General features: G+C 66.7%; 24 protein-coding genes. 12 read left to right on the top strand and 12 right to left on the bottom strand.

Annotation, left to right across the window (positions count from 1 at the left end):
• Window positions 1-73: 73 nt before the first annotated feature.
• Window positions 74-1,051 carry a hypothetical protein gene (locus FJ887_RS04260; protein WP_140954789.1) on the top strand — a complete coding sequence of 326 codons (978 nt, stop codon included), beginning with the start codon at window positions 74-76 and terminating at the stop codon, window positions 1,049-1,051.
• A 118-nt stretch (window positions 1,052-1,169) separates the two neighbouring features.
• Here the strand turns inward: FJ887_RS04260 and FJ887_RS04255 are convergent, their stop codons facing one another.
• The 6 genes from FJ887_RS04255 to nrdH form a co-directional block, all read right to left on the bottom strand.
• Window positions 1,170-1,376 carry a helix-turn-helix domain-containing protein gene (locus tag FJ887_RS04255; protein WP_140954790.1) on the bottom strand — a complete coding sequence of 69 codons (207 nt, stop codon included), beginning with the start codon at window positions 1,374-1,376 and terminating at the stop codon, window positions 1,170-1,172.
• A gap of 33 nt (window positions 1,377-1,409) precedes the next feature.
• On the bottom strand, window positions 1,410-2,726 hold the full coding sequence (locus FJ887_RS04250) for a tyrosine-type recombinase/integrase (RefSeq protein WP_140954791.1): 1,317 nt from the start codon (window positions 2,724-2,726) through the stop codon (window positions 1,410-1,412).
• A gap of 365 nt (window positions 2,727-3,091) precedes the next feature.
• Window positions 3,092-4,063 carry a class 1b ribonucleoside-diphosphate reductase subunit beta gene (gene nrdF, locus FJ887_RS04245; protein WP_137826161.1) on the bottom strand — a complete coding sequence of 324 codons (972 nt, stop codon included), beginning with the start codon at window positions 4,061-4,063 and terminating at the stop codon, window positions 3,092-3,094.
• 90 nt (window positions 4,064-4,153) lie between these two features.
• Complete coding sequence (gene nrdE, locus FJ887_RS04240; protein ID WP_181365623.1) at window positions 4,154-6,280, bottom strand: class 1b ribonucleoside-diphosphate reductase subunit alpha; 2,127 nt, start codon at window positions 6,278-6,280, stop codon at window positions 4,154-4,156.
• A gap of 5 nt (window positions 6,281-6,285) precedes the next feature.
• Window positions 6,286-6,699, bottom strand: a complete 414-nt coding sequence (gene nrdI, locus FJ887_RS04235; RefSeq protein ID WP_137826159.1) for a class Ib ribonucleoside-diphosphate reductase assembly flavoprotein NrdI — start codon at window positions 6,697-6,699, stop codon at window positions 6,286-6,288.
• Between the two features lies 1 nt (window position 6,700).
• Complete coding sequence (nrdH, locus tag FJ887_RS04230; protein ID WP_284710982.1) at window positions 6,701-6,949, bottom strand: glutaredoxin-like protein NrdH; 249 nt, start codon at window positions 6,947-6,949, stop codon at window positions 6,701-6,703.
• Window positions 6,950-7,568: 619 nt separating this feature from the next.
• Here nrdH and FJ887_RS04225 point away from each other — a divergent pair.
• The 7 genes from FJ887_RS04225 to FJ887_RS04195 are packed head-to-tail and all read left to right on the top strand — an operon-like array spanning window position 7,569 to window position 13,967.
• Window positions 7,569-8,564 carry an AAA family ATPase gene (locus FJ887_RS04225; RefSeq protein ID WP_137826158.1) on the top strand — a complete coding sequence of 332 codons (996 nt, stop codon included), beginning with the start codon at window positions 7,569-7,571 and terminating at the stop codon, window positions 8,562-8,564.
• A 12-nt stretch (window positions 8,565-8,576) separates the two neighbouring features.
• On the top strand, window positions 8,577-9,461 hold the full coding sequence (locus FJ887_RS04220; protein ID WP_137826157.1) for a DUF58 domain-containing protein: 885 nt from the start codon (window positions 8,577-8,579) through the stop codon (window positions 9,459-9,461).
• Window positions 9,448-9,900 carry a hypothetical protein gene (locus tag FJ887_RS04215; protein WP_249356832.1) on the top strand — a complete coding sequence of 151 codons (453 nt, stop codon included), beginning with the start codon at window positions 9,448-9,450 and terminating at the stop codon, window positions 9,898-9,900. The genes FJ887_RS04220 and FJ887_RS04215 overlap by 14 nt, the downstream gene beginning before the upstream one ends.
• Window positions 9,891-10,865 (top strand): vWA domain-containing protein, encoded by a 975-nt coding sequence (locus FJ887_RS04210; RefSeq protein ID WP_137826156.1) that lies wholly within the window; start codon window positions 9,891-9,893, stop codon window positions 10,863-10,865. The genes FJ887_RS04215 and FJ887_RS04210 overlap by 10 nt, the downstream gene beginning before the upstream one ends.
• Window positions 10,862-12,034, top strand: coding sequence for a vWA domain-containing protein (locus FJ887_RS04205; RefSeq protein ID WP_137826155.1), 1,173 nt, complete (start codon window positions 10,862-10,864; stop codon window positions 12,032-12,034). The genes FJ887_RS04210 and FJ887_RS04205 overlap by 4 nt, the downstream gene beginning before the upstream one ends.
• Window positions 12,031-12,837: a hypothetical protein gene (locus FJ887_RS04200; protein ID WP_137826154.1), complete on the top strand. Its 807-nt coding sequence runs from the start codon at window positions 12,031-12,033 to the stop codon at window positions 12,835-12,837. Before FJ887_RS04205 ends, FJ887_RS04200 begins: the two co-directional genes overlap by 4 nt.
• A gap of 20 nt (window positions 12,838-12,857) precedes the next feature.
• Entirely contained in the window at window positions 12,858-13,967 is a 1,110-nt protein-coding gene (locus FJ887_RS04195) for a histidinol-phosphate transaminase (RefSeq protein ID WP_140954793.1), read from the top strand.
• A 58-nt stretch (window positions 13,968-14,025) separates the two neighbouring features.
• Here FJ887_RS04195 and FJ887_RS04190 read toward each other — a convergent pair whose 3' ends face one another.
• Window positions 14,026-15,435 (bottom strand): PucR family transcriptional regulator, encoded by a 1,410-nt coding sequence (locus FJ887_RS04190; protein WP_137826884.1) that lies wholly within the window; start codon window positions 15,433-15,435, stop codon window positions 14,026-14,028.
• A 150-nt stretch (window positions 15,436-15,585) separates the two neighbouring features.
• Here FJ887_RS04190 and speB point away from each other — a divergent pair, with 150 nt between their 5' ends.
• Genes speB through FJ887_RS04175 form a run of 3 tightly spaced genes read left to right on the top strand, consistent with a single transcriptional unit; the run spans window position 15,586 to window position 19,792 of the window.
• The gene (speB, locus tag FJ887_RS04185) at window positions 15,586-16,596 is read left to right on the top strand and encodes an agmatinase (RefSeq protein ID WP_137826885.1); all 1,011 of its coding nucleotides are present in this window, start codon (window positions 15,586-15,588) and stop codon (window positions 16,594-16,596) included.
• Complete coding sequence (locus tag FJ887_RS04180; RefSeq protein ID WP_137826886.1) at window positions 16,589-18,250, top strand: thiamine pyrophosphate-binding protein; 1,662 nt, start codon at window positions 16,589-16,591, stop codon at window positions 18,248-18,250. The genes speB and FJ887_RS04180 overlap by 8 nt, the downstream gene beginning before the upstream one ends.
• 42 nt (window positions 18,251-18,292) lie before the next feature.
• Complete coding sequence (locus FJ887_RS04175; protein ID WP_171007121.1) at window positions 18,293-19,792, top strand: sodium:solute symporter family protein; 1,500 nt, start codon at window positions 18,293-18,295, stop codon at window positions 19,790-19,792.
• Between the two features lie 16 nt (window positions 19,793-19,808).
• Here the strand turns inward: FJ887_RS04175 and FJ887_RS04170 are convergent, their stop codons facing one another.
• The 5 genes from FJ887_RS04170 to FJ887_RS04150 all read right to left on the bottom strand — a co-directional run bounded on the left by FJ887_RS04170 (window position 19,809) and on the right by FJ887_RS04150 (window position 23,720).
• Window positions 19,809-20,441, bottom strand: coding sequence for a signal peptidase I (locus tag FJ887_RS04170; RefSeq protein ID WP_137826887.1), 633 nt, complete (start codon window positions 20,439-20,441; stop codon window positions 19,809-19,811).
• Complete coding sequence (locus FJ887_RS04165) at window positions 20,438-21,370, bottom strand: hypothetical protein (RefSeq protein WP_137826888.1); 933 nt, start codon at window positions 21,368-21,370, stop codon at window positions 20,438-20,440. Before FJ887_RS04165 ends, FJ887_RS04170 begins: the two co-directional genes overlap by 4 nt.
• Window positions 21,367-22,509, bottom strand: coding sequence for a hypothetical protein (locus FJ887_RS04160; protein ID WP_137826889.1), 1,143 nt, complete (start codon window positions 22,507-22,509; stop codon window positions 21,367-21,369). Before FJ887_RS04160 ends, FJ887_RS04165 begins: the two co-directional genes overlap by 4 nt.
• The gene (locus tag FJ887_RS04155) at window positions 22,506-23,057 is read right to left on the bottom strand and encodes a hypothetical protein (RefSeq protein WP_250786148.1); all 552 of its coding nucleotides are present in this window, start codon (window positions 23,055-23,057) and stop codon (window positions 22,506-22,508) included. Before FJ887_RS04155 ends, FJ887_RS04160 begins: the two co-directional genes overlap by 4 nt.
• A 75-nt stretch (window positions 23,058-23,132) precedes the next feature.
• Window positions 23,133-23,720 carry an alternate-type signal peptide domain-containing protein gene (locus FJ887_RS04150; RefSeq protein ID WP_137826891.1) on the bottom strand — a complete coding sequence of 196 codons (588 nt, stop codon included), beginning with the start codon at window positions 23,718-23,720 and terminating at the stop codon, window positions 23,133-23,135.
• Between the two features lie 747 nt (window positions 23,721-24,467).
• Between FJ887_RS04150 and FJ887_RS04145 the strand changes: the two genes are divergently transcribed.
• Window positions 24,468-26,120 (top strand): thiamine pyrophosphate-binding protein, encoded by a 1,653-nt coding sequence (locus FJ887_RS04145; RefSeq protein ID WP_137826893.1) that lies wholly within the window; start codon window positions 24,468-24,470, stop codon window positions 26,118-26,120.
• The last annotated feature ends 490 nt before the right edge of the window (window positions 26,121-26,610 follow it).

Here is a 26,610-nt window from a genome sequence, read left to right as displayed (position 1 = left end):
CACCCGACGCCTGGGAGGCACGAAACGACATAGGCTAGACAAAACGTTGCAAAGTTGCACGGGGAGGGACTACATGCCCAATATCGCTTGCGAGCTCAGGGATTTCACACGTACCAATCTGTCGAGACTACAGACAGTGATGGTGACACCGAAGATGCTCATGGACTGCGCGGCGACAGTTGGGATGCCGACGATCGTCTCCCATCCAGCTCACCGTCGGCCATTCGCTGAGATGCAATGGCGCATGGGCATAGTCGCCGCCAATCTGCGCCCTACCACCTCTGGTAAAGGTTGGACCCGGACGAAGGCATACAACCGTCTTGATCCATCCGAGAAGTCCGCTGTGAGCTATTTCCTGGGCATGACACAAGCTGCTCTTACAAGCCGGTACGTTCTCGGTTACCCGCATCTAGTCCATGTGGACCTGCTACTTCAACACGCTAGCCACCCATTGTCTGGTAGTCGCCCAGACTTTGTTGCCGTTGACCCTACTTCGAAGCTTCGCAATGCCTATAGTGCGGTAGTCGAGGCGAAGGGTCGCACTAATGGTTTCGACGAAGGTCCGCTCGATCGGGCAAAAGCTCAGGTCGCAAAGACTCCCACGATTCGCAATCTTTCTCCGGTTGAAGGTATCGCGTCAGTGGCCTACTTTGACGATAACGACCATTGGGCGTCCGTCTTGAAAGATCCGGAAGGGGCCGGAGAGGAGTTGGATCTCGGGCTCGAGAGCTTCCTCCTTCTCTATTATCGAAACATTATCGAGGCCGGTCGTCAGAGTCAGACCTGGGAACTCGTGAACGGGGCCTACGAATTCTTGGTAACGGACTTCCAGCTGGCGTTCCAAATCCCAGAATCGCTGGTCGATGCGTATGATGCCTCTTCTGAAATCACGACCACCAGAGCACGCGACGCTGAGGCACCGATTCTCAACACCTACTATGAACTCGTAGAGTCATCAGTTCATACTGGCGACCTTATCTCAAGCACCTTCCGCGAGGGGTCCAGCGAGGAATCATTGGCCACGCTGCTCGAAATCTACAACGAGGAGTAGGCAATGCAACTGGGGGACGGCATCCTTCTCTGCTGCCGTCTCCCAGCGCATTGCATCACCGACAGAAGGGGATGCTAATGCAGGCGGGCATGCCACCTGCTCGCCACTCATCGTGGAATCAGCTCACCGCCGGCATTTCAACCAGTAGTCGTTCACGCAGCTCCTTCATATCGACACGGATGAGTCGCCCTACTCGGTAACCGTGAATGGTTCCGTCTGAGATCCTGCGCCGCAGCGTCTTCACCGAGACACCGAACTGTTCCGCCGCGTCCGCAAGCGACACCAAGTCGAGCCCCGATGACCCTGATTGACTCCCAACTTCCATGACCTGTCCTTTCAGCTAGTGGGTTCCTCTCCCTCATAGGTGTCCATCGGTGTCCGGTGAAGACTCTGCTGACTCACTTGTCTTACTTGCGAGCTGTGCCTCGACACGGTCGCTCATCCGGTTGGCCAGCTCCCGGTCTCGGGTCATCGTGGAATGCTGGTAGCGGATCACTACTCGCATGTCAGCGTGACCGCCGCGGCGCATCAGCTCGGCTAACGTCGCGCCCTCTTGCGCAAAGAGGGTCAGTCCAGTGTGCCGAAGATCATGGAACCGGAATCCCAGCGGCACGCTCTTGGCCGCATCGCGGGCGTCACCCCAGAGGTGCCCCCACTTCGTGTGAGATAGCGGCACGCTGCCGCGGACATTGGTTGGAACCACTGGAGCCTTCGCCTCGGGCGCGACGTTGTCTCGCAGATGCTCCTTGAGACGCTCCACCATGACCCGCGGAATGCTCAGCGATCGCTTGCCGGCCTCGCTCTTCGGATCCGACATATCGCCCGTGTTCGCGTTGAACTGCCGGCGCACATGCAGAGTGGCAGTGCCGTCGTCGTGCCACTGGATGTCCCGGCGCTGCAGTCCGAGGCACTCGCCGCGGCGCAGCTGGCACCAGGCGGCCAGGAGGACCATGATCGAGTACAGATCCGGCGTCGCCGCGTAGAGTGCTTCGACATGTTCAGGACTTGCAACGTCATCTTCTGGATCATGGTCGTGATCATGCCGTACCGATTCCTGTTTGGGGATCGAAATGGGAGGTGCCGCCGGGATGATTCCGTCTCGAGCTGCCTGTCGCAGGATCATCATGAGCACGATCAGGACAGGACGGGTGATGCCGTTGAACTTCGACTTCGGATTCAGCGGTGCTGGAATCTGATCCAGACGATGGGTCATGACCCGAATGCGAGCCATGTCAATGTGTCGGATCTCCGTGTCGCCGAACTCTGGAATCAGGTATCCGGTGACCTTGCTCTTGTAAGAACGCACCGTGGCGATCGCCCGCTTCTTCCCTCCGCGGGTCGGTTCGATACGCACGAACTCAATCCACCGCTCGGCGTACTCGGCGAAACCGATCGACCTCGCCTCCATTGCTTCCGCCTCTGCTCGACGGCGAGCAGCAACCGTCGCGGCTGACTCCCATTCCCCACGCGCGATCTTCGTGTGAGTGCTAGCGAGCCATGTGCGGGCGTCTGTCTTGGTGAGGAACGTCAACGGCTTGTCGTCCTCCGTGCGGGCCGAGTGCATCTGCCCGTCGGGGGCCGGGTAGCGTGCCTGCCACCGTCCTGACGGGAGCTTCCGAAGGCTTCCCCAGGTCTCGCGCTTAGCCGCCGTCTCACGCTTCTTCGTGGTGCTCATCGTGTCCTCCAGGTGCCGCGATTGGACTCACGCGGACCGTCGTGCCACTCCGTGCCACTAGGTCGTGCAATCCCTTCGAACCGGCCTCTCACCTGGCCTTTTACGGGCCATGACGCAGGCCCAATGGCACGCTGTGGCACGCAGCCGGAAGCGCGCTGCCCCCAAATTTCGGGCTGCGAGCCACCCCGCGCTTGACTGGAAGGTGTGCTCGTGCCACCCCCGTGCCATACCGAACGGGTCGTGATGTTCATCTGTGCTCTCCTCTGTCCTTCGGATGGAGGCACGAAAAAAGGCCCGGACCTGCAGAAACCTGCAGGTCCGGGCCTCCCATCAGCCCTTTCGGGCCTCAAGCAAGCTCTGGGGTCTTAGAAGTCCCAGTCCTCGTCCTGGGTGTTCTCGGCCTTGCCGATGACGTAGGACGAACCCGAGCCGGAGAAGAAGTCGTGGTTCTCGTCGCTGTTGGGCGAGAGCGCCGCGAGGATCGCCGGATTGACGTCCGTGACCTCCTTGGGGAACATCGCCTCGTAGCCGAGGTTCATCAGCGCCTTGTTGGCGTTGTAGTGGAGGAACTTCTTGCAGTCCTCGGCCAGCCCCACCGAGTCGTAGAGCTCGTGAGTGTAGGAGACCTCGTTCTCGTAGAGCTCGAAGAGGAGGTTCATCGTGTAGTCCTTGAGCTCCTGACGGCGCTCAGCGGACTCCTGCTCGAGACCCTTCTGGTACTTGTAGCCGATGTAGTAGCCGTGCACGGCCTCGTCGCGGATGATGAGGCGGATGAGATCTGCGGTGTTCGTCAGCTTCGCGTGCGAGGACCAGTACATCGGCAGGTAGAAGCCGGAGTAGAAGAGGAACGACTCGAGCAGCGTCGAGGCGACCTTCCGCTTGAGCGGATCATCCCCGCGGTAGTAGCTGAGGATGATGTCGGCCTTCTGCTGCAGGTACGTGTTCTCCCGCGACCAGCGGAACGCCTCGTCGATCTGCTTCGTCGAGGTCAGGGTCGAGAAGATCGACGAGTACGACTTCGCATGCACGCTCTCCATGAACGCGATGTTCGTCAGCACCGCTTCCTCGTGCGGGGTGACCGCATCAGGGATGAGCGAGATCGCACCGACGGTGCCCTGGATAGTGTCGAGCAGGGTGAGACCGGTGAAGACGCGCATCGTCAGCGTCTTCTCCTCCTCGGTCAGCGTCGCCCACGAAGGGACGTCATTGCTCAGCGGCACCTTCTCGGGCAGCCAGAAATTGCCGGTGAGGCGATCCCAGACATCGTCATCGACCGGGTCGACGACGCGGTTCCAGTTGATGGCATCGACATGCGAGGCCAGGGTCAGGTTTTCCAACGCGATCTTCTCTCTGTCTTCGAAAGTTGGTGCGAGGTGCCGCGGAGTCGGCGTCGGCCGACCCGCGGCACCCCAGCGGATGTCACACGGTCACAGCATGCAGGAGACGCAGCCGTCGACCTCGGTGCCCTGCAGCGCGAGCTGGCGGAGGCGGATGTAGTAGATCGTCTTGATGCCCTTGCGCCACGCGTAGATCTGCGCCTTATTGATGTCGCGCGTCGTCGCCGTGTCCATGAAGAACAGCGTCAGCGACAGGCCCTGATCGACGTGCTTCGTCGCCTCGGCATACGTGTCGATGATCTTCTCGTAGCCGATCTCGTACGCGTCCTGGTAGTACTCGAGGTTGTCGTTGTCCATGAAGGGCGCCGGGTAGTAGACGCGCCCGATCTTGCCCTCCTTGCGGATCTCGATCTTCGAGGCCACCGGGTGGATCGACGAGGTCGAGTTGTTGATGTAGGAGATCGATCCCGTCGGGGGCACGGCCTGGAGGTTCTGGTTGTAGATGCCGTGCTCGGCGACCGCGGCCTTGAGCTCACGCCAGTCGTCCTGCGTGGGGATGTGGACGCCTGCCTCGGCGAAGAGCTCCGCGACCCGCGCGGTGCGCGGCTGCCAGGCCTCCTCGGTGTACTTGTCGAAGTACTCGCCCGTCGCGTACTTCGAGCGCTCGAAGCCGGCGAACGTGCGTCCGCGCTCCTTCGCGATCTCCATCGACGCCCGCACGCAGTGGTAGGCGACGGTGTAGAAGTACATGTTCGTGAAGTCGAGTCCCTCGTCGGAGCCGTAGTAGACGTGCTCACGGGCGAGGTAGCCGTGGAGGTTCATCTGCCCCAGCCCGATCGCGTGCGACATGTCGTTGCCGCGGGCGATCGAGGGCACCGACTGGATGTCGGAGGTCTCGGCGACAGCGGTGAGGCCGCGGATCGCGGTCTCGACGGTCCGGCCGAAGTCCTCGGAGTCCATCGTCAGGGCGATGTTGAGTGAGCCGAGGTTGCACGAGATGTCCTTGCCGACGACGTCGTAACCGAGGTCCTCGTCGTACTGGCTCGGTTCGGAGACCTGGAGGATCTCCGAGCAGAGGTTGGACATGATGATCTTGCCGTCGATCGGGTTCGCCCGGTTCACCGTGTCCTCGAACATGATGTACGGGTAGCCGGACTCGAACTGGATCTCCGCGAGCGTCTGGAAGAACTCACGCGCGTTGATCTTCTTCTTCCGGATCGACGCGTTGTCGACCATTTCCTCGTACTTGTCGGTGACGTCGATGTCGGAGAACGGCACCCCGTAGACGCGTTCGACGTCGTAGGGGCTGAAGAGGTACATGTCCTCGTTGCGCTTCGCGAGTTCGAAGGTGATGTCGGGAATGACGACGCCAAGCGAGAGGGTCTTGATGCGGATCTTCTCGTCTGCGTTCTCCCGCTTCGTGTCGAGGAAGCTGTAGATGTCGGGGTGGTGCGCGTGGATGTAGACGGCACCGGCGCCCTGACGCGCACCGAGCTGGTTGGCGTAGGAGAAGGAGTCCTCGAGGAGCTTCATCACGGGGATGACGCCCGAGGACTGGTTCTCGATCTTCTTGATCGGCGCGCCGGACTCGCGGATGTTCGTCAGGCTGAAGGCCACACCGCCGCCGCGCTTGGACAGCTGCAGGGCGGAGTTGATCGAGCGGCCGATCGACTCCATGTTGTCCTCGATGCGCAGGAGGAAGCACGAGACGAGTTCGCCGCGCTGCTTCTTTCCGGCGTTGAGGAACGTCGGGGTCGCCGGCTGGAAGCGGCCGGTGATGATCTCGTCGACGAGCTGTTCGGCGAGCGTCTCATCCCCGCGGGCGAGGAAGAGCGCGACCATGACGACGCGGTCCTCGAAGCGCTCGAGGTAGCGCTTGCCGTCGAAGGTCTTGAGCGTGTACGAGGTGTAGAACTTGAACGCGCCGAGGAACGTCTGGAAGCGGAACTTCTGCGCGTACGCGCGCTTCGACAGCGCCTCGATGAACTCGAACGAGTACTGCTCGAGGACCTCGGGCTCGTAGTAGTCCTTCTCGACGAGGTAGTCGAGCTTCTCCTTGAGGTCGTGGAAGAAGACGGTGTTGTTGTTGACATGCTGGAGGAAGTACTGGCGAGCGGCCTGCTTGTCGCGCTCGAACTGGATCCGCCCATCCACGTCATAGAGGTTCAGCATGGCGTTGAGCGCATGGTAGTCGAGATCCGTCTCTTCGCGGATGATGTCCTCTACATTGCGGTCTTCAGCGAGCTCACGCACAGTTTGTCCAATCCTTGATTCACAGCAGCGACGTCCTCGGGGGTTCCGAGGAGTTCGACCCGATAGAGCACGGGCACTTGGCACTTCACGGCGATCTTGTGCGCCGCGCGGCAGTATTCTGCGCCGAAGTTCGTGTTTCCGGCGCCGATCACGCCGACGAGGTGCCGGCGATTCGATTCGATATTGAGGAACTTGACCACCTGCTTGGGGACGGCCCCGCGGTTGGGACCGGCCCCGTAGGTGGGGGTGACGAGCACGAACGGCTCATCGACCAGCAGCGTCTCGTCCTTCGTCAGCAGGGGCAGACGGCGGGCGGGATGATCGAGTTTTCCGACGAAGCGGTGGGTGTACTCGGAGCTGCTGGAGTAGTAGACCAGGAGCATCTCAGGCCACGACGGTCGCCGTCGTCTGCTGGCCGGCCAGGGCGGCGATCTTGTCCGGACGGAATCCCGACCAGTGGTCGTTGTCGGTGACGACGACCGGAGCCTGCATGTAGCCCATGGCCTTGACGACGTCGAGGGCGTTCTCATCGACGCTGAGATCGACCGAGGTGTACTTCAGGCCCTTGGCATCGAGCGCGCGGTAGGTGGCGTTGCACTGGACACAAGCGGGCTTGGTGTACACGGTGATCATGATGACTCCTCGATTCTGCGCTGCGGCTTGGGATTTCCACGGTCGGCCACGCCGTTTCCGCGGCCTCCCGACGTGGGAGGGATCACGGTGAAGGGGACCGGCTGTGACCACTAGATGTTGTGTTCGGGTAAAACCCTACCCCTATATCCAGTGTTAAACCAGTGTCATTTACACCATCCACAAGGTGTGTTCTCAGCCCTCCACAGTCGTCCACAGGGTGTGAACGACACCTGTGTAGTTCGGTCACCTGCGCGGACACGGGCGACACCGCGGATTCCACCGAGATCCCGGCCGCGCCGGCCCGAGGTTATCCACCGTCGTCCACAGGAAAAATTCCTTCTTGTGGGCATGTCGTTCGGCGTGTCGGACTCGACCTCGACGTGATCGGCTCCACCCCGCTGACCACCCCTTTCCGTGGTAGCGGACCACCGAGGCGACGATCTCTGCCAACCGGGCGACCGCCTCGGCGATTCCTCTGTTCTCACCTCTCCACACTATGTGTCGGTACTGACACGGATTCACCCAGTCACATGTCAGGGTCGGCCCATATCCTTGTGGAGACGGCCATCACAGCACCGGCCGCCGCACCACGAACGACACCGAGAGGGCCCTGAGACGCATGACGGCAACGGCAACGGCCAACACGCAGGAGATCGCGCACGCCAAATCCCTCCTCAGCGGACTCGAGTCCTATCTCGACCACTTCGTCGTCGGCCAGCAGCGACTGCGCGAATCCCTCCTCATCGGCCTCCTCTCCGGCGGACACCTCCTCCTCGAAAGCGTCCCCGGACTCGCGAAGACGACCGCGGCCGCGGCTCTGGCCAACGCCGTGGACGGGAAGTTCTCCCGCATCCAGTGCACCCCCGACCTGCTGCCGGCCGACATCATCGGCTCGCAGATCTACAACGCCCGCGAAGGCTCGTTCAACACGGTGCTCGGACCGGTCCACGCCAACATCGTCCTCCTCGATGAGATCAACCGGTCCTCGGCGAAGACGCAGTCGGCGATGCTCGAGGCGATGCAGGAGCGGCAGACGACGATCGGCGGGCAGCGCTTCGACCTGCCGCGGCCCTTCCTCGTCATGGCCACGCAGAACCCCATCGAGCAGGAGGGGACGTACCAGCTGCCCGAAGCGCAGCTCGACCGATTCATGATCAAGGACCTCCTCACCCATCCCAGCCCCAATGAGGAGGTCGAGATCCTCTCCCGGCTCGACTCCGGCGTCTTCGACAAGGACTCGGTGCCGGCGGCGAGCTGCACGCTCGACGACGTCATGACGATGCAGCGCTACGCCCGCACGATCTACATCGACCCGTCGATCACCCGCTACCTCGTCGAACTCGTCCATGCGACGCGGAACACGCAGAAGTACCTCGGGCGCCTCGCCCCCTACATCGAGTACGGTGCGAGCCCGCGCGCCTCGATCGCGTTCACCAACGCCGGCCGGGCGCTCGCGATGATCCGGGGCCGCAACTACGTCATCCCCGAGGACATCAAGGACCTCGCCCACCGCGTCCTCGCCCACCGCATCCAGCTCAACTTCGAGGCCGCGGCGGAGAACATCACGAGCGCCCAGGTCGTCGATGCCCTCCTCATGGCCGTGCCGACCCCGTGACCCGGTGATGACATGACGGCTCTGCTCAATCGGATCAAGGCGCGGATGACCATCCACGCCCACCGGCGCACGCGCAGACTCCTCGACGGCGACTACTCGTCGGTCTTCCACGGCCACAGCCTCGACTTCGACGACCTGCGCGACTACATTCCCGGCGATGAGATCCGCGACATCGACTGGAAGGCCACCGCCCGCCACGCCGATCCGCTCGTCAAGCGCTACGTCGCCCACCGCCGCCATATCCTCGCGCTCGTCGTCGACTCCTCGCGCGGCTTCGACGCGATCACCTCGGCGGGCGCGGACAAACGGCACCTCGCGATCCTCATGGCGGGGATGACCGGCTACCTCGCGGTGCGCCACGGCGACGACGTCATGCTCATCCACGGCAACGCCGAGCAGACCATCGCCTCCCCCCGCAAGGGCAGCGAGGCCCACCTCGAGAACCTCCTCCAGCAGATCCTCGCCGAGTCCGGCACCGCGGTCGACGGGTCGATCAACACCCAGCTGAAGTGGATCGCCGACCACATCACCCATCGCATGCTCGTCGTCGTCATCTCCGACCAGGCCCCGCTCGGACCTGAGGAGGAGGCGACGATCAAGCGCCTGCGCGCCCAGCACGAGATGCTGTGGATCACGATCACCGACGCCGATCTCGCGGAGCTCGCGACCGCCTCGGCGCCCTATGACGTCGCCCGCGCCGAGGTGGGGCTGCCGATCTCGGTGATGTCCGATCCGAAGGTGCGCGGTGAGTTCGTCGCCGCCGAGGCGGCCCGCCGACGCCAGCGTCTCGACCTGCTCACGAAGCTCGGCATCTCCCACACCGAGGTCGCCGACCCCGAGCAGGCCCTCGGAAATCTGCACGCACTGCTCTGGAGGCATCGTCGTGGGTCCCGCTGAACTCATCGGTCCGCTGCAGATCTCGGTGTGGTGGTACGTCGCCGCCGCCGTCGTGCTGCTCGCGGCGCTCATCAACTTCTCCGCCCCGCTGCTGCGCGCGGCCTCGGGTGCCGGAGCCCAGAAGCCGTCGCGGATCCCCATCCCCGTGCGCAGCACGTACATGGCGCGGATCTCCGCCGTCGAATCCGACCTCGCCGCAGGTCAGACGGATGTGCGGGAGGGCGCGAAGGAGCTGGCGAAGATCGTCCGCGAGTTCGCCCGCGACGCGTGGGGCGTCAAGGCCGAGCACCTGACCTACCGCGACGCCGCGGTTGCCGGGCTCGACGACCTCGCCGACTCCCTCTGGGGCCTCTACGAAGCCGAATTCGCCGAGGACGATGCGACGGACCTCAGTCCGCAGATCGCCGAGGCGAGGAAGCTGGTGGCGCGATGGTCCTGATGCTCTGGTGGCTGGCGCTGGGCCTCCTCGTCCTCGCCGGCATCGCCGTCTTCGTCTTCCGCCGTCCCCGGCGCACCGAGTCCTCCCTCGCCGTCGCCCACAGCGGCCGGATGACGCAGCTGCCCGGCTTCCGCCGGGCGATGCGACGGAAGTTCCTCACCACCGCCGCGTTCCTCGGCGTCATCGCCATCACCGGTCTCGGAGCGCTGGCCGGGGTGGCGCGCCCGGCGTGGGTCGAGACGGTCAACCCGGAGAAGAAGCTGCGCGACGTCATGCTCTGCCTCGATGTGTCCGGGTCGATGCTCGGCTACGACGCGGATCTGCTCGCCGCCTACCAGCAGCTCGTCGACCGCTTCGACGGTGAGCGCATCGGGATGACGGTGTTCAACGCGACCGCGGTCTCGGCGTTCCCGCTCACCGACGACTACGACATGGTCCAGAACTACCTCGAAGAGGCCGAACAGGGCTTCCGGACCTGGGGGTCGGAGGGCACCGACTACTCGTGGTCGACCTCGCCGCCGAACATCGGCGGATCCTCGCTCATCGGCGACGGACTCGTGTCCTGCATCGACAACTTCGACCGCAAGGACGAGGACCGGTCCCGCTCGGTCGTCTTCGCCACCGACAACATGCTCGCCGGCGAACCCCTCTTCGAACTCGACGAGGCGACGAACATCGCGATCGACGCCGGCGTCCGCGTCTACAGCCTCTCCCCGCCCTCGATCCTCGCGACGACCCAGACCCAGGAGCTGCGCTCGGTCTCCGACCGGACCGGCGGTGAGCAGTTCGAGATGGGCTCGGCGACGACGATCGACAGAATCGTCTCGGAGATCCAGAGCCAGGAGGCGGAGAACACCCCGGGACGTTCGTACACGATCGTCCACGACATGCCCGCCGTGCCGCTGGCGATCGCCGTGTTCGGGCTCATCGGCGTCTTCGTCCTCGCCTGGAGGGTGCGCTCATGATCTTCGACCCGCTCTTCGGATGGATCGGCGTCGGCGTCGTCGTCGCGATCCTCCTGGCCCTGTGCATCATCCCGCTCGTGCGCGGAGACGGCCCGCGGTGGAAGTGGTGCGCGCGCATCGGCGTCGTCGCCCTCCTCGGGCTCGCCCTCGCCCGGCCCGGCTTCCCCGTCGAGTCGACGACCGAGGAGTACGAGGCCGCCGCCGACGCCTACTTCCTCGTCGACACGACGACGTCGATGGCCGCGGAGGACTACGACGGCGACGGCACCCGCCTCGACGGCGTCAAAGACGACATGCTCGAACTCGCCAAGCAGCTGCCGGGTGCGCGCCTGAGCATCATCACCTTCGCCTCGACTGCCTCGACGGCGATGCCGCTGACCACCGACCATGCCGCATTCGCCTCCGCCGTCGACGTCCTCTCCCCCGAGATGTCGCAGAACTCGAACGGGTCGTCGATCACCGAGGCCGGCGATGAGCTCGAGGAGCGGATGAGCGCGAACGCCGAGGACCGTCCCGACAACCAGACCCTCGTCTTCTACTTCGGCGACGGCGAGCAGACCGCGCAGGGCAGCCCCGATTCGTGGTCGTCGTTCGCCTCCCGCATCGACAGCGGCGCCGTGTTCGGCTACGGCACGAGCCAGGGCGGACGGATGAAGGAGTCCCAGCCCTTCGGCTACGGCCCCGGCAGCGGCCAGGACGGCACGGGTCAGGGCGGCACCGAGGAGTACATCCGCGACGCCCAGGGCAATCCGGGGATCTCACGGATCGACGAGGGCAACCTCCAGCAGATCGCCTCCGACCTCGGCCTGCCCTACCACCTGCGCGACGCCTCGACACCGCTGGCCTCGGTCTACACCGCTCCGACCTACGATCAGCGGCTCGTGCAGAAGGACGGCCGCCTCACCGTCGACGAGTACTTCTGGGTGCCGCTCATCCTCGTCTTCGCGTGGATCGCCGTCGAGATGGTCTTCGGCGTCCGTGAGCTCATCCGCGTGCGCTCGGTCATGCCCCCGCGCCGAGGCGGTCGCCGGGCGAATGCAGCACCGCCGTTCCCGGGTGGTCCGGGCACCGGCGCTGCCGGCTGGGGTGGTCCTGGTCCCGGGGGCGCGGGCCCCGGGGGTACACCTGCCCGCACGCAGCCTGAGCCGGTGAACGGAGGACGGTCGTGAACAGGATCACGGGTCTGTGGACGCGGCGGCGCCTGGTGACGAAGGTCAACCTCATCATCGGCACCGTGCTCACCCTCGTCTTCGCCTATATCGCGACCATCGTCTACTTCGGCGCTTCCTCCCAGGTCCGATACGACTCGAACGACTTCCCCGGGGCGGAGCGGGCCGCGACGACGTTCCTCGCCCTCAGTCCGCTCGAGCGGCACATCGGGTACTTCAACCGCGGCACCGCGAAGGCCGCGGTCGGCAGCTTCGAACCGGCGCAGGAGGACCTCGAGACCGCGCTCGACCTCACACCGCCGCGCGACGAGTGCGCGGTGCGCATCAACCTCTCCTACGTCTACGAGAAGCTCGCCGATCAGATCGTCGATCAGGATGAGAAGAAGTCCGGGGAGCTCTACGACCAGGCGCTGCAGACCCTCGCCGACGCCCCGGCCGAATGCCGTCCCGACAACAGCGAATCCCAGCAGAAGAGCGACGAGGCCACCGAACGCGTCCAGGACAAGAAGGACGGCGGCCAGTCCCAGGACCAGGGATCGAGCAGCGACGATTCGCAGGACTCGCAGGGCGATGACCAGCAGAACGAGGGTGACAGCTCCGGCGGCCAGACCGACCAGGGCGATCAGGGTCAGAACGACCAGGGCAGCGAGGATCAGTCGGAGAACAGCGACTCGGGCCAGCAGACCGAGGAGGAGCAGAAGCGCGACGAGCTGCGGCAGCGCGGCGAGGATTCGAACCGCGAACAGCAGCAGCAGGGACCGTTCGGCAGCGGAGGACGGACGACGCCCGACAAGCCGTGGTGAGCGTGTGCCATCATGAGTCCATGACGACTCCTGAGCCCTCCGTCGACCCTGCCCGCCTCCCCCGTCTGCGGGCGGCCCTCGACACCTTCCCGCCCTACATTCCCGGCCGACAGCCGCAAGAGGTCCCGGGGCTCACACCGCTCAAGCTCTCCTCGAACGAGAACCACCTCCCGCCGCTGCCGGCCGTCAGCGAGACGATCGCTCAGCACATGTCATCCCCCGCTTCCTACCCCGACGATGCGGCCACCGCCCTGCGCACGGGACTGGCCGACCGCCTCGGCGTGAGCGTCGACAACCTCATCGTCACCACCGGTGCCAGCGAACTCCTCGTCGCCCTCACCCAGATCACCTCCGATGCGACGACCGAGGCGATCTACCCGTGGCCGTCGTTCGAGATGTACCCGCAGACGACGGGGCTCGCCGGTGCCACCCGCATCGAGGTGCCGCTGCGGCCCGATGGCACCCACGACCTCGAGGCGATGGCGCAGGCGATCACCGAGGCGACGACGCTCGTCATCCTCTGCTCCCCGAACAATCCGACCGGACCCGCTCTGCGCGAGACCGAGGTCAGGGAGTTTCTCTCCCAGGTCCCCGATCGCGTGCTCGTCGCCCTCGACGAGGCGTATTGGGAGTTCGCGACCGCCGAGGGCGTCGTCGACGGCCTCGGCCTCGTCGCCGACTTCCCCAACGTCGTCCTGCTGCGCACCTTCTCCAAGGCCCACGGTCTCGCCGGACTGCGCGTCGGATACGCGGTCGCCGCTGCCGGCGTCATCGCCGGCCTGCTCAAGGCCGTCATCCCGTTCGGCGTCACCGACCTCAGCCAGGCGGCGGCCCTGACCTCGGTGCAGCACTGGGATGAGGTGATGGCCCGCGCCGCCGAGATCGCCGAGCTCAGGGACTGGTTCGCCGCCGAGCTGCGGGGCCAGGGCTGGGACGTGCCGGAGGCACAGGGCAACTTCGTCTGGCTGCCACTCGGTGAGCTCTCCGACGCCTTCGAAGAGGCCGCCGTCGCCCGTGCGGTGGCCGTGCGCAACCTCGGCGACGGGGTGCGCATCAGCATCGGCGATCGTGCCGGTCTCGACCGGGTCCTCGAGATCACCGCGGACTTCCGCGCCGCGCACTTCGCCTGAGCGCCGCGGGCGCGAGCGCCGCAGGATCACAGCGTCGCAGGGTCAGGGCACTGCGGGCTCACAGCTCCGCGAGCTCGAGGGCGATCGCGACGGCATGGACCGTGTCGGGTCGGGAGAGGTCGCGGCCGAGGAGCCGCTCGATCCGCTGGACCCGCGCCCGCACCGTGTGCCGGTGGATCCCGAGCTCGGCGGCCACGGCGTCACGGACCCCGCCGGAGGCGATGAACGAGCGCAGGGTGACCAGCAGATCCTGACCGTCCTGCGAGGCGAGGAGCGCGCCGAGGACCTCATCGACGAAGCGCACCGCCGCTGCCTCGTCGATCACCGACAGCAGCGCCCTGACATCGGAATTCACTGTCTCGTTCTGCGTCCGCCACACCGTCCACGTGTGATGGACCTGCGTCAGCGGCAGCGACTTGACGAACAGCCGGTCGACTCCGGTCACCTCGGCGACCCGGGCGACGAGGGGATCCCCGGAGTGGAGGACGCCGATCATCGACCCGGCCCGGGCGGTGAGCGTGCCGCCGCCGAGATCGCCGAAGAGCTGCTCGGCGACGTCCCCACGGACTCCGCCGACGATCGTGAATTCGGCACGCGAGAGCGCCGGGGTGCCGGTGCGCTGCACCCATTCGGCGCGCGCCTCGGAGGCCGACAGGGTGGTCGAGAACAGCGTCGACTCCCCGGCGCGCGGCGGCTGGTCGATCACCGAGAGGCCGAGGAGTGCGGCGGCGGTCGCGAGCAGCAGTCCCCGGGTGCGCGAGGCCACCGCCGCGTCCCGCCCGGCAAGCAGCCACCCGCTGACCCGGTCGTCACCGATCGGCACCGCCTCGAAACGCCCGCCGACGGCACGGAGCAGCCGCGGGGCGAGTGACGTCCCGACCGCCTCGGCGATGAGTTCGGCACGCACGTCGGTCGGGGCGTTCTGCCCGGTCAGCCCCCTGCCGGTGGGAGAGACGAAGTGGACTTCGGAGCCCAGGGCGGCAGAGACCTCGGCGACGAGCGCGGCCGGACCCTGCCGCGCGAGCGCGGTGGCGAACCGACGGCCCGCGCTGCCGGCCCGGCTGACCTCACGGTTCGACTCCTCCTCCCGCATCCGCGTGAACGCGTCGACGACGGCGACGAACGGCACGGGTTCGGGCACGCCGAAGAGCGCGAGGTCGTGAGCGCGGGCGTGGGCGATGAGCGAGGGCGGCAGCTGCGCCGACGGCAGGTCGCGACCCAGACCGATCCCCAGCGCATGGACGCCCACCCGCTTGAGTCTCGCGATGTAGTCGCCGGCCGAGTCCGCGGTGAGATCCTGACCGACGCCGATCGTCAGGAGCACCTCTCCCCCGGCCAGCCATTCGTCGACCTCCGGCAGCTCGGAGGAGTGGACGATCGTGACCTCCCGGTTCCTGGCTCCGACCGGGTCGACGGCGATCTCGAGGGCGAGTTCGCGCCGCGCCCACAGCTGTCCCAAGGTGACCATGACGCCCAGTCTATCCACTGTGGACATCTGAGGGTCCGCTCCTGTCCAGACTGGATATCTGTGACGGGGATGACAGGTCCTAGGCTGATGGCACATCAGTCCCGAACCGCGCCGGCTTCCCCGGCGTCGTGCCAGCTGCAAGGAGAGTCAATGCCGTCTCAGCCCCTCGGCCCTGCCGACTACAGCCAGACCCCGCGCTTCGCCGGACCCCCGACCTTCGGACTCCTGCCCCGCCTCGACGAGGTCGAAGCCCAGCGCCCGGGCGAGAAGATCGACGTCAAGGTCGTCGGCATCCCCTTCGACGCCGGTGTCAGCTACCGGCCCGGCGCCCGGTTCGGGCCGGCCCACATCCGCCAGTCCTCGAAGCTGCTGCGCCCCTACAACCAGGCCACCGGCGTCCACCCGTTCACGTGGCAGCAGGTCGCCGACTGCGGTGACTTGGGCGTCAACCCCTTCGACATCGAGGAGGCCATCGCCACGGTCGAGGAGAACGCCGACGCCCTGCGCGCCGACGGCGCGAAGGTCCTCACCCTCGGCGGCGACCACACCCTGGCCCTGCCCAATCTGCGGTCGCTGCACAAGACCCACGGCAGGATCGCCGTCCTCCACTTCGATGCCCACCTCGACACGTGGGACACGTACTTCGGCGCCCCCTACACGCACGGCACCCCGTTCCGCCGGGCCAGCGAAGAGGGGCTCATCGACCTCACCGCCTCGATGCACGTCGGCATCCGCGGGCCCCTCTACGGCAAGAAGGACCTCGAGGACGACGATGTGCTCGGCTTCCAGATCATCCGCAGCGACGACTACCAGTTCACCTCGGTCCAGGACGTCGTCGCCCGCATCCGCCACCGCCTCGGCGACGCTCCCGTCTACCTCTCGATCGACATCGACGTCCTCGATCCGGCCGCCGCCCCCGGCACCGGCACTCCCGAGGCCGGCGGCATGACGAGCCGCGAGCTGCTCAATACGATCCGCGGCCTGCAGGGGCTCAACGTCGTCGGGGCTGAGATCGTCGAGGTCGCTCCCGCCTACGACCATGCGGAGATCACCGGCATCGCCGCCGCCCACGCCGGCTACGAGATCCTCTCCCTGTGGGCGGCCGACGCCAACGGGATGACCGAGCCCTCGGGGCCGAGCGGAGGAGTCCACAGTGCCTGAGGCCGATCGCTTCCGCAACGGCGGCAGGGCCGTCGTCGCCGCACTCGCCGCCCACGGTGTCGACACGATCTTCGGGATCCCCGGCACCCACAACCTCGAGTTCTACCGGCACCTGCCGGAGTTCGGGATCCGCGCGGTCACGCCCCGCCACGAGCAGGGCGCCGGCTACGCGGCCGACGGCTACTTCCTGCTCTCGGGCAAGCCCGGGGTCGTCATCACGACCTCGGGACCGGGGCTGACGAACGTCGTCACCGCGGCGGCGACGGCGTATGCCGAGTCCCGCCCGATGCTCATCCTCTCCCCGGGTGTGCCGACCGGGCTCGAACGCGCCGACATCGGGATGCTCCACGAGACGAAGGACTCCTCCGGGGCGCTGTCGCACCTGCTCGTGTCCTCCCAGCGCACCCGCACCGCCGAAGGTGCGGCCCAGGCCGTCGCCGAGGCGTTCGCACTGTTCGCGTCATCCCGCCCCGGTCCCGTCCACATCGAGGTCCCCCTCGATGTGCTCGAGGGCGACTGGCACGGCAGTGTGCCCGCGCCGATCCCGGCGCGGCGGCCCGGACTCGACCGCCAGGCCGTCACCCGTGCCGTCGACGCGATCGGCAAGGCCTCCCGTCCGCTCATCGTCGCCGGCGGCGGCGCACGCTCGGCTGCCGCTGAGGTCCAGGACCTCGCCGAGGCGATCGATGCTCCCGTCGTCACCACCGCCAACGGGAAGGGCATCGTCGCCGAGGACCATCCGCTCTCGCTCGGATCGAATGTCCGCTTCCCGAGCGTCCAAGCCGAGTCGGCCGCCGCCGACGTGCTCATCGTCGTCGGCTCCGAACTCGCCGACTCCGACCTGTGGGGTGGTGTGATCGGCGCGCAGACGGCTCCCGGGGTCCGCGACGACCGGGCTGAGCAGGTCGTCATCCGCTGCGACATCGACCCCGACCAGTTGGGGAAGAACCTCCGCGGGGACATCCTCGTGTGCGCCGATGCCGGCGAGTTCCTCTCGGCTCTCATCACCGCGCTCGACGAGGCTGGAGAGACCGGGTCGGGAACCGCCTCGGCGGGGGAATCCGGAGCCGCGCGCACGGCTGGACTCAAGGAATCCTGGGCCGAGGATTTCGATGTCGAGTCGATCGGGGCACGGGTGACCCGCCTCATCGCCGACGGTGCGGGATCCGATGTCGTCATCGCCGGGGACTCGTCCCAGGTCACCTACGACGGGACGGTTCACGCGCTCGAAGCGCACACCCCCGATCAGCTCCTCTACATGCCGGGATTCGCCACGCTCGGGTACGGGATTCCCGCCGCGATCGGGGCGAAGCTCGCCGCACCGGACCGCCCGGTCGTGTGCCTCCTCGGTGACGGGGCGGCGATGTTCTCGATCCAGGAGATCATGACGGCGACCGAACTCGGCCTCGGGATCCCCTTCGTCATCGTCGACAACGGCGGGTACGCCGAGATCGAAGCGCAGATGGTCGACCGGGACATGACGCCCTTCGCCGTCGAACTCGCGCGCCCCGACTTCGCGAAGCTCGGGGAGTCGATGGGCGGGGTCGGGGTGGCGATGGCCGAGTCGCAGATGCCGGCCGAGCTGCCCGACGCCGTCGCCGCGGCACTGTCCCGCACCGTTCCCACGATCATCCACATCACCGTCGGCACCTGAGCCTGCGGACCTGAAGATCTCAAACGGAAAGAAGGAGTCACCGTGGACTCACTCGTAGTCATCGTCTACCTCGCCGCAATGGTCGGCTTCGGCATCTGGGGCCGATTCAAGGCGAAGAACCAGGACGACTTCCTCGTCGCCGGCCGACGGCTGGGCGGACTGCTCTACACGGGCACGATGTCCGCCGTCGTCCTCGGCGGGGCCTCGACGATCGGCGGGGTGGGCCTCGGCTACACCGCAGGCCTGTCGGGGATGTGGCTCGTCTTCAGCATCGGCCTGGGCATCATCCTGCTCTCGCTGCTCTTCGCCCCGAAGATCCAGAAGCTCGAGATCTACACGGTCTCGCAGATGCTCGAACTGCGCTACGGCAAGGGCTCACGGCTCGTGTCGGGGGCGATCATGACCGCGTACGGTCTGATGATCTCGACGACGTCGACGGTGGCGTACGCGACGATCTTCCACGCGCTCTTCGACCTCGACAAGTTCTGGTCGGTCATCATCGGCGGCGGCATCGTCATCACGTACTCGATGCTCGGGGGCATGTGGTCGATCACGCTCACCGACTTCGTCCAGTTCCTCATCCAGACCGTCGGCATCTTCCTCATCATGCTCCCGCTCGTCCTGCAGCGGGCCGGCGGCCTCGGCGAGCTGTTCTCCGTGCTCCCACCCGAGCAGACGTCCCCAGTGGGCATCGGCTGGCAGGCGATCCTCGGCTACATCCTCATCTACACCCTCGGTCTGCTCATCGGCCAGGACATCTGGCAGCGCGTGTTCACCGCCCGCACCCCGGCCGTCGCCCGCTGGGGCGGGCTGTCGGCAGGCGTGTACTGCCTGCTCTACGCCGTCGCCGGGGCGCTCATCGGCATGGCCGCGCTGCGGATCGTGCCCGGCATCGCAGTGCCCGACGATGTCTTCGTCGCCGTCGTCGATGCCTCGATGTCACCGGTCGTCGCCGGCTTCGTCCTCGCCGCGGCGCTCGCGGCGATGATGTCGACGGCCTCGGGGTCGCTGCTCGCCGCGTCGACCGTGTGCCGGCAGGACATCGTCGAGCCGCTGCTCGCGAAGCGCCAGATCGTGCCGGTGGCGCAGACCGCTGAGAGGGCGGACGGTGCCGATGCGGCGACCTCCGCTGGCCCGACGCGCACGTTCGCTCAGTCGCTCGTCCGCGAGACCGGTGATGAGGTGCGCGATTCGCGCATCTATCTCATCGGACTCGGCATCGTCACCCTGGCGCTCGCGCTCATCATGCCGAGCGTCGTCGAAGCCCTCACCGTTGCCTACAACCTGCTCGTGGCCGGGCTCTTCGTGCCGATCCTCGGCGGACTCGTCTTCCGCCGCGGCACCATCGTCGGCGTCATGGCCGGCATGATCCTCGGCTCCGTGACGACGATCGTCATCATGATCACCGTGGACATCTACGCCAACGAGGCGATCTACTTCGGCCTGCTCGCCTCGCTGCTCGGCTACCTCGTCGGCTCGCTCGTCTCGAAGCCGACGTCGCCGGAGATCATGGCCGCGTGGCGGGAGCGTCTCAGCCGGTAGGGGGCGGGAGCGGTGGTCAGTGTCGGCCGGAGCCCTTCCGCTTCGGCCGGCAGACCTCCCACACCGCGTAGGCGATGAGGAGGCCGGCGACGATCCAAATGCCCGTGCGCTTCTGGTCGGGAGTCGTCAACTGGGCGACGTAACCGACGAGAGGGACGTGGTAGCGGACGACACCGCGCACCTGCACGCTGCGCACCGGGTCGGGGTCGGGTGCGTTGTTCGCGTCGCCCTGCGTGCGGTAGACGGTCTCGCCGTCCACCTCGGCGACGTCGATGATCCGGTGGGTGATCATGTCGTCCGTGCCCGGTCTGCGCAGGTACGTGATGATCTGCCCTTTCGTGAGCCCCTGGGTCTGCTCCGGCCGCAGGGGTTTGACGACGACCTGCGACCCCGGCGGGATCGTCGGCTCCATCGACCCGGTGAGCACCGTGAGCGGCACCCATCCCATGGCGAGCGGCACGACGACGGAGGCGAGGAGCACCCCGATGATCGCGGCGAGCAGCACCCCGCACAGCCAGGAGATGACCGTCCGCAGGCGACGCTTGGGTCGAGGCCGTCGCATCGGGTGAGCGTCAAGGTGCGTGGGGGCGGCGCCGAGGCGGTCGGCACGTCCGTCGGCGTGAGAAACCTCGGTTGCTTTCACGGTCATATCGTCGTCTCTCCCCTCTCAGCGCGGGGTCGGCGGGCGCCGGCGATGAGGACGGCACCGAGCCCGATCGCGATGCCCGCGAGCGCGGCGAGTCCGGCGCTCTCAAGACCGGTTCGCGGCAGCGCCCCTCCCCCTTCGCTCGTGCTCGTCGCCGAGGCGTCATTGGCCGTCACCGCCTGCGCCGAGGTGGTTCCGCCGGCGGCCACGTCAGCGTCGGTTCCGTCGGCGTCGGCGGTGTCGTCGGCACCGGCCGTGTCGTCGGCACCGGCACTTGCGGTGTCGTCGCCTCCAGCATCGGAATCGGCCGAGGACGCCGCATCCGCTCGGACGTCGGCCTGCGCATCCTCGGCTGCGCATTCGTCGCCGGCGCCGACCCCGAGGGTGAATCGCAGCGGCCATGTGCGCCTCTGCGTGTCGTTGTCCCGCTCGTCGACCGCCGGCAGTGCGACGTCGACGGCGAGAGTCTCGCGGGCACCGGGCGCGAGGGAGCCGAGTTCGATGCTCGTTCCGACGATGTCGCGGTAGGTTCCCTCGGCGACGGTGCGACCGGCCCACGTGATCGTCACCTGGAGGTCGCGGTCGGGATTCTCCACCGGCGTCGTCTGCGGTGCGACCCGGAGCGTCGCGGTCACCGGCACCTCGGCGATCGAGCGGATGGCCAGTGCATCGTCGGCACCCGCACCGGGGGCGAGCAGCTCGGGCACATCGGGGAAGGCCCGGGCGAGATCGCCGGGCGCGGTCTCCTCGCCGCCGTCGGTCTCGGACACCCGGATCGCGTCATCGATCGATGACGGACAGGCAGCCGCCGAGGCGGGGACGGGGACCAGGGCGAGCGCCCCGGCAACGGCGAGCGCGATGAGCACGGTCACCGTCCTGCGCAGCGCCGTCGCGGCCGGGAGGACATCGCTGATGCGCTGAACTCCTCTCATAGCGACGCCAGACTGACGCTGCAGGTGGGGAAGATGCTGAAGCGCTCGCGCTTCATCGACAGGGTGTACACCGGCGATTGGGTGGCTCGTTCGCCGTTCGGGCCGGGCACATGAGTCCCGGCTCCCCCGGTTCCGCGGATGACGAAGGTGAACGTCAGGTCGTAGCCCTCTCCCACCTCGTACGGCTGGCGGACGACCTCGACGCTGGTGCCGGTGAATCCGGACCCCACATCGGGAATCGGCGCGTAGGACCCGTAGTTGCCCGGGTTCGAGCCCTGCAGCTCCCGGGCCGTCTTCGCCAGTCCGCTGTAGGCCGCCAGCGTCGACGTGTTCACCGAAAACGTGTGGGAGAGGTCGAAGTTGTCGGTCACACTGCAGGCACCTGTGGTGTTCGATCCCGTCGCCACCGTGACCACGGGTCGCTTCACCGTCGCGACGACGCCACGGCACTCCTGTGCTGCGGTGGCCCCGGCCGGGCATGCCGCCCTGTCGCCGGGATTCGGGCCGAGGGCGCCGTGAGGGTAGAGCTCGGCGCTCTCTGCGCTCGAGAGACCGTCGACGCGCCAGTTCACAGCGAAGCGGAAGTCGAACTTCGCTCCCGCGGCCCCGACGAGACGCTGATAGAGGAGTTGAGTCGAGTTCGATTCGACGCCGACGACGATCTTCTGGCTGGCTCCCGGCGCGAGCGTCCAGCTGAGGTTCGCCTCCGGGAACTGTGTCGTCGTCCGTGTCGTCGTCACGCTCGAGGCGATCTGCTGCTTCGCACCGGTCCGGTCGACGACGTACGCCCGCGCTTTCCCCGATGCCTGACCGGTGTTCGCCCCGGTGAGTGCGACGGATCCGATGGCGACGGTGGCGACCATCGCCGTCGGCGATGAGTTCGTCACCGTCAGCGAGGTCTCGTTGGTCTGCCGATCGAACCAGTTCCAGTCGCCGTAGTCAGGCGTGATGACACCCTCGGTCGTCGCCGCAATCTGCTGTGAGGACAGGGTCGCTCCCGAGGAGTCACCGGCCTCGTCGAAGTACCGTGCGAACGTGGCACCACTGGGCACGAGCGCGACGGCGACGACCACGGCGACGAGGGCGAGCACGCACACGGCGGCGAGCACGCGGTGCCTCGGGCGCTGCCTGTGACTCATCGGTCCTCCTGAACGGCTTGCACAGTGATGTCGGGAACTGTGACGTCGCCGAAGGCCGCGGCCCAGTCTCCGGCGCCGACGGGTCCGGAGAACTCGAGTGTGCGCTCCACAGTCACGGTCTGCGCACCGGTGAGCACACCGCCCGGTGTCACCGTGTCCTCACTCGTCCACCCTGGTGAGGGGGTCTGCTGCAGCGGCGTCACCGTGATCGCATACCGCAGATTCGTCCCGGTCGCGGTGACGTCGAACCGGGATTCCACGGTCAGTCGGTCACCGCGCATGAAGCGGAAGTCCCCAAGCTGCGCTGCACTCGCCTCGGCGCAGTGCGCAAAGCCCTGTGGAGCGGTGCACGCAGTCAGCCCCTCGAAGCGGGTGTCGGTCGGATACCTGCCGAGGACCCGATAGGCAACGTCGCTCGAGGCGATGGCGAGTTCGCCGGAGGTCACCGTGATCGGATCGTCGGCGAAGCGCAGCTCCTCATACCACCTGGCACTCGTGCCGAGCCCGCTCGAGAGCAGCACCAAGGCGGCCGCCAGGGCCACGATCACGCGCACTCTCATCCGACAGCTCTCATCCGGTCACCGCAGTCCTCCGGCCGTTGCTGCGGGCCGGAGGACTGTCCGTCAGCGGTCGTTCTGCACCAGCTGCAGCTTGATGTCGCCGGTGTTGAAGGAGTAGTCCGTGTTCTGGTTCTCCTCGCCCCACCACTGTGCGGTGTCGGTGCCGGGGTTGTCCCGGTTGAGGGAGTTGTCCACGGAGTCCTTGAACTCCTTGAAGTAGATGGAGAAGCCGACGTCGAAGGTGTCGCCGTCGTTGGCGGCGGTGAGCACGATCGGGTCGCTGCTGCCGTTGACGGTCGCCTTGAGCACGGCGAAGTCGTCGTCGACGAGCTGCGCGAGGGCTCCGGTGGGCACTGCGGTGAGCGTGGCCCGCAGGTTCTTGCCCTTGATGTTCGTCACGACCTGCGAGCTGCCGGTGCACTCCATGGTGTCGCCGGGCACGACGAGGTCACCGGGGACGACGTTGTCGCCGCCGTTCGCCCACTGGCATGCGAGGTTGTCGATGGCGAAGTTGAGCTCACCGGACTGGACGTTGGCCGCCTCGTTGCCCAGAGATGCTTCGTCGTACCAGCGTGCGAAGGTGAGGCCGCCTCCGATGAGGAGGACTGCGGCGGCTCCGCCGGCGAGGACGGCTTTCTTGTTGACATTCATCGATGTGTCGCTTTCCGGCAGAGGATATTGCCAATAAAGGGTGTCGGAATGAGAGGGAGGGTGCGGGCAGCGCGTTCTCGATAACGCATACCTGTCACAATGAGATTAACATTCATTTCAGTTAGTAACACACTGTCGTTATCGTTTCGCAACCTTGGATGACTCTTTCATTGCGTGCATCACTCCTGCAATGACAATGTTGTCAAACAATTCATTTGTCAGAAGAGATGACGATCACCATGCCTGATCACAAGGCCACTGACCATCCGACTCGGACTCTCTCCCACGCTGCCACCACGGCGCAGTCGCGACTGAGGAATGCCTCGTGAAAGGCATCCGGAAAACCGCAGACGACATTACGACAAGGCCACTGGAGATCTCGGAACTCACCACGGCTTCCGTCGGAGTGCGCCGCCTCACCGGCGAGCAGATCGCATTTCCTGGGACTGATCAGGCATTTCGCAAAGTGATTGAAAAGTCTATTTCCCACTTTATCATCACGCATTCATGGTTCTGTTCAATGGGAATTCAATCACCGTTTGCCAGTCTCCCCGGAACGCATTCATCGAACTCGGCATGGTCCCCCGGACTTGGCACCGGTGCCCGCTGCGTCCTATATTCGTACCTGTCAGGTTCCCGACGCTGCGCCTCATCCAGCGCCCCAGGAGCCGGTGCTCGAAAAAGGAGCGCGAAGCCGCACGCGAGACATATATGGACGGCTCTCCATATCTCGCGAAAGGCACCCTCTTGGCGCACACCTCGGCGCACGTCGCGCACACGCTCGCCCGCCACATCGACGACGTCTTCGGACTCATGGGCAACGGCAACGCCCACTTCCTCGATGCCCTCCTCACCTCCACCTCGGCGACCTACACCGCGGTCCGGCACGAAGCCGGCGCCGTCGTCGCCGCCGATGCCCACTTCCGCACCTCGGGTCGCCTCGCCGCGGCGACGACGACCTACGGTGCCGGGTTCACCAACACCCTGACCGCGCTCGCCGAAGCCGCGCAGGCCCGCGTTCCGCTCGTCCTCGTCGTCGGCGACGAGCCGACCTCCGGTCCCCGTCCGTGGGATGTCGATCAGATCGCGATGGCGTCAGCCGTCGGAGTGCGCACGTACACGGTCGGGCGGGTCGATGCCGCTGCCGCGACGGTGACGGCCATCGAGCATGCCCTGACCTACCGGGTGCCTGTCGTCCTCGCGATCCCCTACGACGTCGCGACGCTCGAGATCGGCGAGATCCCCGAGGTGCCGGGTCCCGGCAGGCCGGGTCCGCTCGCGCCCGGCGGTGAGTCTGCCGACGCCGCCCTCGACCGTCTCGCCGCGGCCTTGGCCTCAGCGCAGCGTCCGCTCCTGCTCGCCGGTCGGGGCGCGTGGCTCTCCGGTGCCGGCGCCGCCCTCGGGGACCTCGCCGAGGCGGCGGGCGCCCTGACCGTGACGACGGCGCTGGGACGCAACATCTTTCCCGCGCCCGAGCACGACCTCGGCGTCGCCGGGGGCTTCGGGGCGCCTGCGGCGATGGACCGCGTCCGCGAGGCCGACGTCGCCGTCGTCATCGGTGCTTCGCTCAACCAGTTCACGATGCGGTTCGGGGAGCTCTTCGGCCCGACCACCTCGGTGTGGCAGATCGACGTCGACGACCGGGCGACCCACGCCCGCGTCGGAGGCTTCATCCGCGGTGACGCACGGCTGACGGCGGAGGCGCTGACGGAGCGCCTGCGGGGACTGACCGGTCCGACGGATACGTGGCGGGGCCGGGTCGACACCGCCGCTGATCGGGTCTATGACCAGGGTGGGGAGTTCGGCTCCGACGGTCGTCTCGATCCGCGGGCCGCTGCCGCTCGCCTCGGCGAGCTCATGCCTGCCGAGCGGGTCGTCGTCTCCGACGGCGGGCACTTCATCGCGTGGGCGAACATGTTCTGGGAGCCGGCTGCACCGGAGCGGATCGCCATGGTCGGCACGGCCTTCCAGTCGATCGGGCTCGGCTGGCACAGCGTCGCCGGCGCCGCCCGGGCGAACCCGGAGGCGACGATCGTGCTCACCACCGGCGACGGCGGTGGGGTGATGGCGCTGTCGGACCTCGACACGGCGATCCGCTCGGCCGGCGGCCGGGGCATGGCCGTCGTCTTCAACGACGCCGCCTACAGCGCCGAGGTGCACCTCTACGGGCGCAAGGGCCTCGCCGCTGCCCCGATGCTCATCGACGAGATCGACTTCGCGGCGCTGGCGACCGCGGCCGGTGCCCAGGGTGTCGTCGTGCGCTCGCTCTCCGACCTCGACGTCGTCACCGAATGGGCGGCGACACCGGTCGAGCAGCGACAGTTCCTCGTTCTCGACCTGCGCGTCTCGGGCACCGTCGTCGCGCCGTATCAGGAGGAGGTCATTCGCGTGAACTCGTGAGGGGTCGGGTTCGACCGACCCCGCCTGTCGGGGTCGATGAACCCATCCCGCCCGCGGGGCATCATGGGACGACAACGGCCCCGGCAACTCGGATTCAACCGAGCGGCCGGGGCCGTGACATGAGTGGAGATGGCGGGAATCGACACCGTCAAGCCGCTCACCAGACGAAACGTCACCGGACCCCCGCGATAGGGGCTGCATGGGGGCCGAACGTTATCTCACGCCGCCTCCCACTCATCCGCCACCGAGCGCATCTGGGATGCCATTCACTCAATGTCAGCTGCTCCAGCTGATCTCTAGAAACGCTTAGGTCACCGACAGTGCATCGGCCTGCTCACCTTTACACCGTGACGCCCTCCACTTCTCGACAGGCCGGGAGTCGGCTACGAGTTGCCGCGCGTCCGCGTGCCTCGGCCGACAGTGCGTATGGTTGCGACCCGGAGTCAGGTGCGACAACATCGTGTAGGCTCACCCACTCGAAAAGCAGCCT

The organism is Brevibacterium sp. XM4083 (assembly GCF_006489205.2).
GTDB lineage: Bacteria > Actinomycetota > Actinomycetes > Actinomycetales > Brevibacteriaceae > Brevibacterium.
The sequence above is the reverse complement of the archived record's forward strand: the minus strand, read 5'-3'. Positions and strand labels throughout refer to the sequence as shown.